The following is a 5,392-nucleotide window of genomic DNA, read 5'->3' as shown; positions in this document are numbered from 1 at the left end:
GAATGATAGCGGCCGGTCGCTCCAAATGGTGTTCCTGGCCTAGCTGCAGTTCAGGCGCCGTCGGGCGGCGGCGGCAGGAAATCGACCTCGTGCCTGGCGGAGAGCGCGACCACATCCGCCGGGTTCTGCTCCGCCATGGAGTGGATGCCCCAGAACAGGTCGTAGAGCCGCGCCGTCGGCGAGACCCAGAACAGGCATTTCACCGTGGCGTCGCTCTTGTTGAACAGCCCGTGCGGCACGTTGCGCGGCAGGCGGATCAGGTCGCCGGCCGTGGCGAAGCTCTCCTGCCCGTCGAGCACGAGGTCAAGCCGGCCCTCCAGCATGTAGATGAACTCGTCCTGCGTGGTGTGGATGTGCGGCGGCACGAAGGTGCCGGGCGGGAACGTGGCGTGCCAGGAGAAGCTGTCCTCCGACAACGTCTTCGGCACATAGGTCTGTCCGAGAATGTTCCAGGAGATCCCGTCGAGGCCTTCGTTGGCGCGCGTCACGCCGGCGGTCAGCGGCTTCATGGTCTTGCTCTCCTCATCAGGCCCGTATTGCGGGCGGCAATCGGTGCAGAGGCGGGTCGCCCGGCTCTGCTAGAAATGCAGGAAGCGATCCTTCACGGCGCTGTCGCCGCGCAGTTCGGCGCTGGTGCCGCGCCAGACGACCCGGCCCTTTTCCAGCACGACATGGCGGTCGGCGATCCTGACGAGAGCATCGACATTCTTGTCGATGACGAGGATCGATTCTCCCTCCGCCTTCAACGCCGTCAGGCAGTTCCAGATCTCCTCGCGGATCAGGGGCGCCAGGCCCTCCGTCGCTTCGTCGAGGATGATCAGCTTGGGGTTGGTCATCAGCGCCCGGCCGATGGCCAGCATCTGCTGTTCGCCACCGGAGAGCTGGTTTCCGCGGTTCTCCCGCCGTTCCCTGAGACGCGGAAAGAAGGCGTAGATGCGCTCGAGATCCCAGCGCTTCTTGCCGGAGCGATCAGCCGCAGTCGCGATCAGGTTCTCCTCGACGGACAGCGTCGGGAAGATCTGGCGACCTTCCGGCACGAGGCCGATGCCGGCCTGCGCGATACGGAAGGGCTGGGCGCCGGTGAGGTCCCGCCCGCCGAAAGCGATCTTGCCCGCCTTCGCGGGCAGGAGCCCCATGATCGAACGCACGGTGGTCGTCTTGCCCATGCCGTTGCGGCCGAGCAGGGTCACCACCTCACCTTGGCCCACGCTGATGGAGACCCCGAACAGGATCTGCGCCTCGCCATAGCCGGCATCGAGCCCTTCGACGCTGAGCATCGCTAGCCCTCCTCGCCGAGATAGGCCTGCCGCACCGCCGGGTCGGCCCTGACGGCAGCAGGCTCGCCGGATGCGATCACCCCGCCATAGACCAGCACGGTGACGCGATCGGCCAGCGCGAAGACGGCGCTCATGTCATGCTCGACGAGCAGCATGGCGAAACGGCCCTTGAGGCTCTTCAGGAGCGCGATCAGGCGCTCGCCCTCCTCATGGCCCACACCGGCCAGCGGTTCGTCGAGAAGGATCAGCTTCGGCTGCAGCGTCAGCGCCATCGCGATCTCGAGCGCACGCTTCTCGCCATGGGAGAGGCTGCCGGCAGGCGCGTGCGCACGGCCGGACAGGCCCACCGCCTCGAGCGCCTCCCAGGCGGGCGCATTGAGCGCCTCGTCTCGCGCCGCGTCGTGGAACATGGAAAGCGGGCGGGGGCTGCGCGCCTGCACGCCGAGCGCGACATTCTCCAGCGCCGAGAGCGAGGCGACGGTCGAGGTGATCTGGAAGGTGCGGGCGAGGCCTGCCTGGGCCCGCTTCTGCGGTGGCAGCCGGGTGATCTCCTCCCCGGAGAAGAGGATGGTGCCAGCATCCGGCCGCAGCGTACCGGAGATCTGGTGGACCAGCGTGGTCTTGCCCGCGCCGTTGGGGCCGATCAGCGCATGAAGCTCGCCCGGCGCGATGGTGAGGTCGACCCCGTTGGTGACCTTGAGCGCGCCGAAGGATTTGGTCAGGCCCTTGAGTGCGAGAGCGGGTTCAGCCATCGCGCCGCCCCCCGAGCCTGGCCGCCATCCCGGCGATGCCGCCGCGGGTGAACAGCACGAAGAGGACGATCATGGGGCCGAAGATCGCCTTCCAGTTCTGGGTCAGCGCGGAGAGCACATCCTCGACGGCCAGGAGCGCGATGGCGCCGACGATCGCGCCGTAGAGCGAGCCGACGCCGCCGAGTACGACCATGAAGATCAGTTCGCCCGAGCGCTGCCACGACATGAAGGCGGGGCTGACGAAATCGGTCTGGTTGGCGAGCAGGAAACCGGACAGGCCTGCCATCATGCCGCTGATGATATAGGCACCGAGGCGGACGTGGTCGACGTCGTATCCGGTGACGGTGACGCGGACGGAATTCTCGCGCGAGGCCCGCAGCACCCGGCCGAAGCGCGAGGCGACCAGCCTGCGTGCCAGCCAGTAGCAGCCCGCCAGCGTACCCAGCGCGATGTAGTAGAAGCCGGTGCGGTTGGCGAATATCTCCCGGCCAAGGAAGGTGCTCTTCTCATAGAGCGTCAGCCCGTCGTCGCCGCCATAGGCCGAGAGCGCCTGCGCGAAATAGAAGGCCATCTGCCCGAAGGCCAGCGTGATCATGATGAAGGCGACGCCGCGCGTGCGTAGCGAGACATAGCCCGTCACGGCGGCGAAGGCGGCGCAGACGATCAGGATGAGCGGCAGCGCGATCAGCAGTTCGGTCCGCCCTTCGGTGATCAGGATGCCGGCCCCATAGGCGCCGATGCCGATGAAGGCGGCATGGCCGAAGGAGACGAGGCCGCCGACGCCGAGGATGAGATCGAGCGAGAGCGCGGCGATGGCGAAGATCATCGCCCGCGTCACCAGCGTCAGCCAGTGCGAGGGCAGGCCGAGCGTCGTCGCGACCGGCAGCAGCGCCAGCAGGCCGAGGATGACGAGCGGCGCCAGCCGGCGGATGGCTGGCGCGGCCGGGCGCGCCAGCGGCGAGGAGGTGCCGAGCGCGTTCATGAGCGCCCCTTCGCCGGCAGCAGCCCCTCGGGCCGCACGAACAGCACCGCCGCCATGACGAGGTAGATCAGCATGGAGGACAGGGCCGCGCCGGTCGCGCGTGCCGAGGCCGGCGCCATGAACAGCCTGAGCAGGTCGTTCATGAAGGAGCGGCCGAGCGTATCGACGAGGCCGACGATCAGTGCGCCGACGAAGGCGCCGCGGATCGAGCCGATGCCGCCGACGACGATGACGACGAAGGCGAGGATCAGCACGGCGTCGCCCATGCCCGGTTCGACGGAGAGGATCGGCGCCGCCATCACCCCGGCGAAGCCGGCGAGCATGGTACCGAAAGCGAAGACCACCATGAACAGCTTGCGGATGTCGACGCCGAGCGCCGAAACCATCGGCGCGTTGGAGGCGCCGGCCCGCAGCAGCATGCCGGTGCGCGTCTTCTCGACGACGAACCAGAGCAAGGCGCCGACGCCAAGCCCCGCGCCGATCAGCGCAAAGCGATAGGTCGGATAGAGCACCCCGCCGAGCAGCTGGACGTTGCCGGACAGGAACTCCGGCACGGGAACCGAGAGCGGCGCCGCGCCCCAGATCATCTTCACCGCCTGGTTGAGCAGCAGGATCAACCCGAAGGTCGCCAGGACCTGATCGAGATGGTCGCGCTCATAGAGATGCCGGAACACCAGGAACTCGAAGGCCAGGCCGAGCAGCAGCGCAGCGGCCAGCGCGAGGAGGAGTCCGAGCATGAATGAACTGGTCAGCCCGACGAAGGTGACTGCGAGATAGGCGCCCAGCATGTACTGGACGCCATGGGCGAGGTTGATGAAGTCCATCACGCCGAAGACCAGCGTCAGTCCGGCTGCGACCAGGAACAGCAGGATGCCGAACTGGAGGCCGTTGAGGAGCTGGACGATCAGGAGGCTCGTGGTCATTCTCGGTCCATATGCCAGGGCCGGGTACAGAGCATCACGCCCGGGCAAGGCCCAGGCATCCGCGGACGGCGAGATCCCCGGGCGAAGCGCTGCCGCGCCCGGGGATGACGCTTCGCCTTACTTCAGTGCGCAGTCCTTGGCGTGCGGGTCGGCGTATTCGGCGAAGACCTTCTCGGCGATCTCAGTCTGGAACTTGCCGTCCGCGCGCTTGGCGACCTTGACCAGGTAGAAGTCCTGGATCGGGTAGCCGTTGGTATTGAACTTGAACTTGCCGCGCAGCGAGGTGAACTCAGCCTTCTTGATCGCCTCGCGCAGCTTGTCGGGATTGCCCGTGCCGCCAGCCGCCTTCACGGCCGAATCGATCAGCATCGCGGCGTCGTAGGATTGCTGCGCATAGGAGCCGGGCACGATCTTGTAGGCGGCTTCATAGGCCTGGACGAACGCCTTGGTCTGCGGGTTGTCCATGTTGGGCGCCCAGGTCATCCCGCCATAGAGGCCGACGGCCGCATCCTGCTGCGCCGGCAGCGTCGACTCGTCGACGGTAAAGGCGGACAGGAACGGGACCTTGCCCTGCAGGCCGGCCTGCGACCACTGCTTGACGAAATTGACGCCGAGGCCGCCAGGCAGGAAGGCGAAGACGACGTCAGGCTTCGCCGAGGCGATCTTGGCGAGGTCGGCGGAGAAATCCATCGCGTTCAGCGGCGCATAGACCTCGTCCACGATCTCGCCCTTGAAATAGCGCTTGAAACCGGCGAGCGAGTCCTTACCGGCCTGGTAGTTGGGCGCGATGATGTAGGCGGTCTTGTATTTCTGGTCCTGAGCATACTTGCCGAGAACCTCGTGCACCTGATCGTTCTGGTAGGAGGTGACGAAGAAGTTCTTGTTGCAGGCCTTGCCGGCCATCGTGGACGGGCCGGCGTTCGGGCTGATCAGGAAGGCGCCTGAATCGAGCACCGGCTTGGCGATGGCGCCCAGGATGTTCGAGAAGACCGGTCCGACGACAAAGGCCGGCTTCTCGGTCTCGACATACGTGCGCACGCGGTCCACCGCGACGTCGGGCTTCAGCTCGTCGTCGATCACGGTGATCTTGACCGGGACGCCGCCCAGCTTGCCGCCGTTCTGGTCGACCGCGAGCTGGAAGCCGTCGCGGACCTGCTGGCCCAGCGCCGCGCCCGGTCCCGTCAGCACGCTGACCACCCCGATCTTGATGGGCTCCTGCGCCTGAGCCGATGCGACCGCGAGCGCGAATGCGCCACAGCCAAGTGCGAGAGCGAATTTGAAGGTCGTCATCGATGCCCTCCCGGGACGAACGAACGAAAAATGACGCGCGGCCGGGTTCCCTCAAACTCTGTGGCCTGCGCAGCGGCATATTGTTTCAAGCTTAAAATATCTGCAAGGGCTTGCCCCGCAGAAATTTCATGCCGTCACGCCCGAATGATTCACACTCCGGCGCCCGGC

Annotated in this window: 6 protein-coding genes; all 6 read right to left on the bottom strand. The window is 66.6% G+C overall.

The genetic code is table 11. The annotated features are described in order from the left end of the window. Window positions 1-50: 50 nt before the first annotated feature. Entirely contained in the window at window positions 51-509 is a 459-nt protein-coding gene (locus ACIPIA_RS09685) for a cupin domain-containing protein (RefSeq protein ID WP_400508947.1), read from the bottom strand. Between the two features lie 69 nt (window positions 510-578). Further along, on the bottom strand, window positions 579-1,277 hold the full coding sequence (locus ACIPIA_RS09680; protein WP_400508945.1) for an ABC transporter ATP-binding protein: 699 nt from the start codon (window positions 1,275-1,277) through the stop codon (window positions 579-581). Window positions 1,278-1,279: 2 nt separating this feature from the next. Next, entirely contained in the window at window positions 1,280-2,029 is a 750-nt protein-coding gene (locus ACIPIA_RS09675) for an ABC transporter ATP-binding protein (RefSeq protein ID WP_400508943.1), read from the bottom strand. Next, entirely contained in the window at window positions 2,022-3,011 is a 990-nt protein-coding gene (locus ACIPIA_RS09670) for a branched-chain amino acid ABC transporter permease (RefSeq protein ID WP_400508941.1), read from the bottom strand. Before ACIPIA_RS09670 ends, ACIPIA_RS09675 begins: the two co-directional genes overlap by 8 nt. After that, a complete protein-coding gene (locus ACIPIA_RS09665) occupies window positions 3,008-3,934 on the bottom strand; it encodes a branched-chain amino acid ABC transporter permease (RefSeq protein ID WP_400508939.1) in 927 nt (308 codons plus the stop codon). Before ACIPIA_RS09665 ends, ACIPIA_RS09670 begins: the two co-directional genes overlap by 4 nt. A gap of 117 nt (window positions 3,935-4,051) precedes the next feature. Then, window positions 4,052-5,224 (bottom strand): ABC transporter substrate-binding protein, encoded by a 1,173-nt coding sequence (locus tag ACIPIA_RS09660; protein WP_400508937.1) that lies wholly within the window; start codon window positions 5,222-5,224, stop codon window positions 4,052-4,054. Window positions 5,225-5,392 lie beyond the last annotated feature (168 nt).

It is taken from the genome of Allobosea sp. CER48, from assembly GCF_044752385.1.
Lineage (GTDB): Bacteria > Pseudomonadota > Alphaproteobacteria > Rhizobiales > Beijerinckiaceae > Allobosea.
This window is presented reverse-complemented; position numbering and strand designations above follow the sequence as displayed.

Coding starts and splice junctions, on each gene's coding strand:
- ACIPIA_RS09675 (WP_400508943.1), bottom strand. CDS start 2,029: ATGGCTGAACCCGCTCTCGCACTCAAGGGCCTGACCAAATCCTTCGGC.
- ACIPIA_RS09665 (WP_400508939.1), bottom strand. CDS start 3,934: ATGACCACGAGCCTCCTGATCGTCCAGCTCCTCAACGGCCTCCAGTTC.
- ACIPIA_RS09670 (WP_400508941.1), bottom strand. CDS start 3,011: ATGAACGCGCTCGGCACCTCCTCGCCGCTGGCGCGCCCGGCCGCGCCA.
- ACIPIA_RS09685 (WP_400508947.1), bottom strand. CDS start 509: ATGAAGCCGCTGACCGCCGGCGTGACGCGCGCCAACGAAGGCCTCGAC.
- ACIPIA_RS09660 (WP_400508937.1), bottom strand. CDS start 5,224: ATGACGACCTTCAAATTCGCTCTCGCACTTGGCTGTGGCGCATTCGCG.
- ACIPIA_RS09680 (WP_400508945.1), bottom strand. CDS start 1,277: ATGCTCAGCGTCGAAGGGCTCGATGCCGGCTATGGCGAGGCGCAGATC.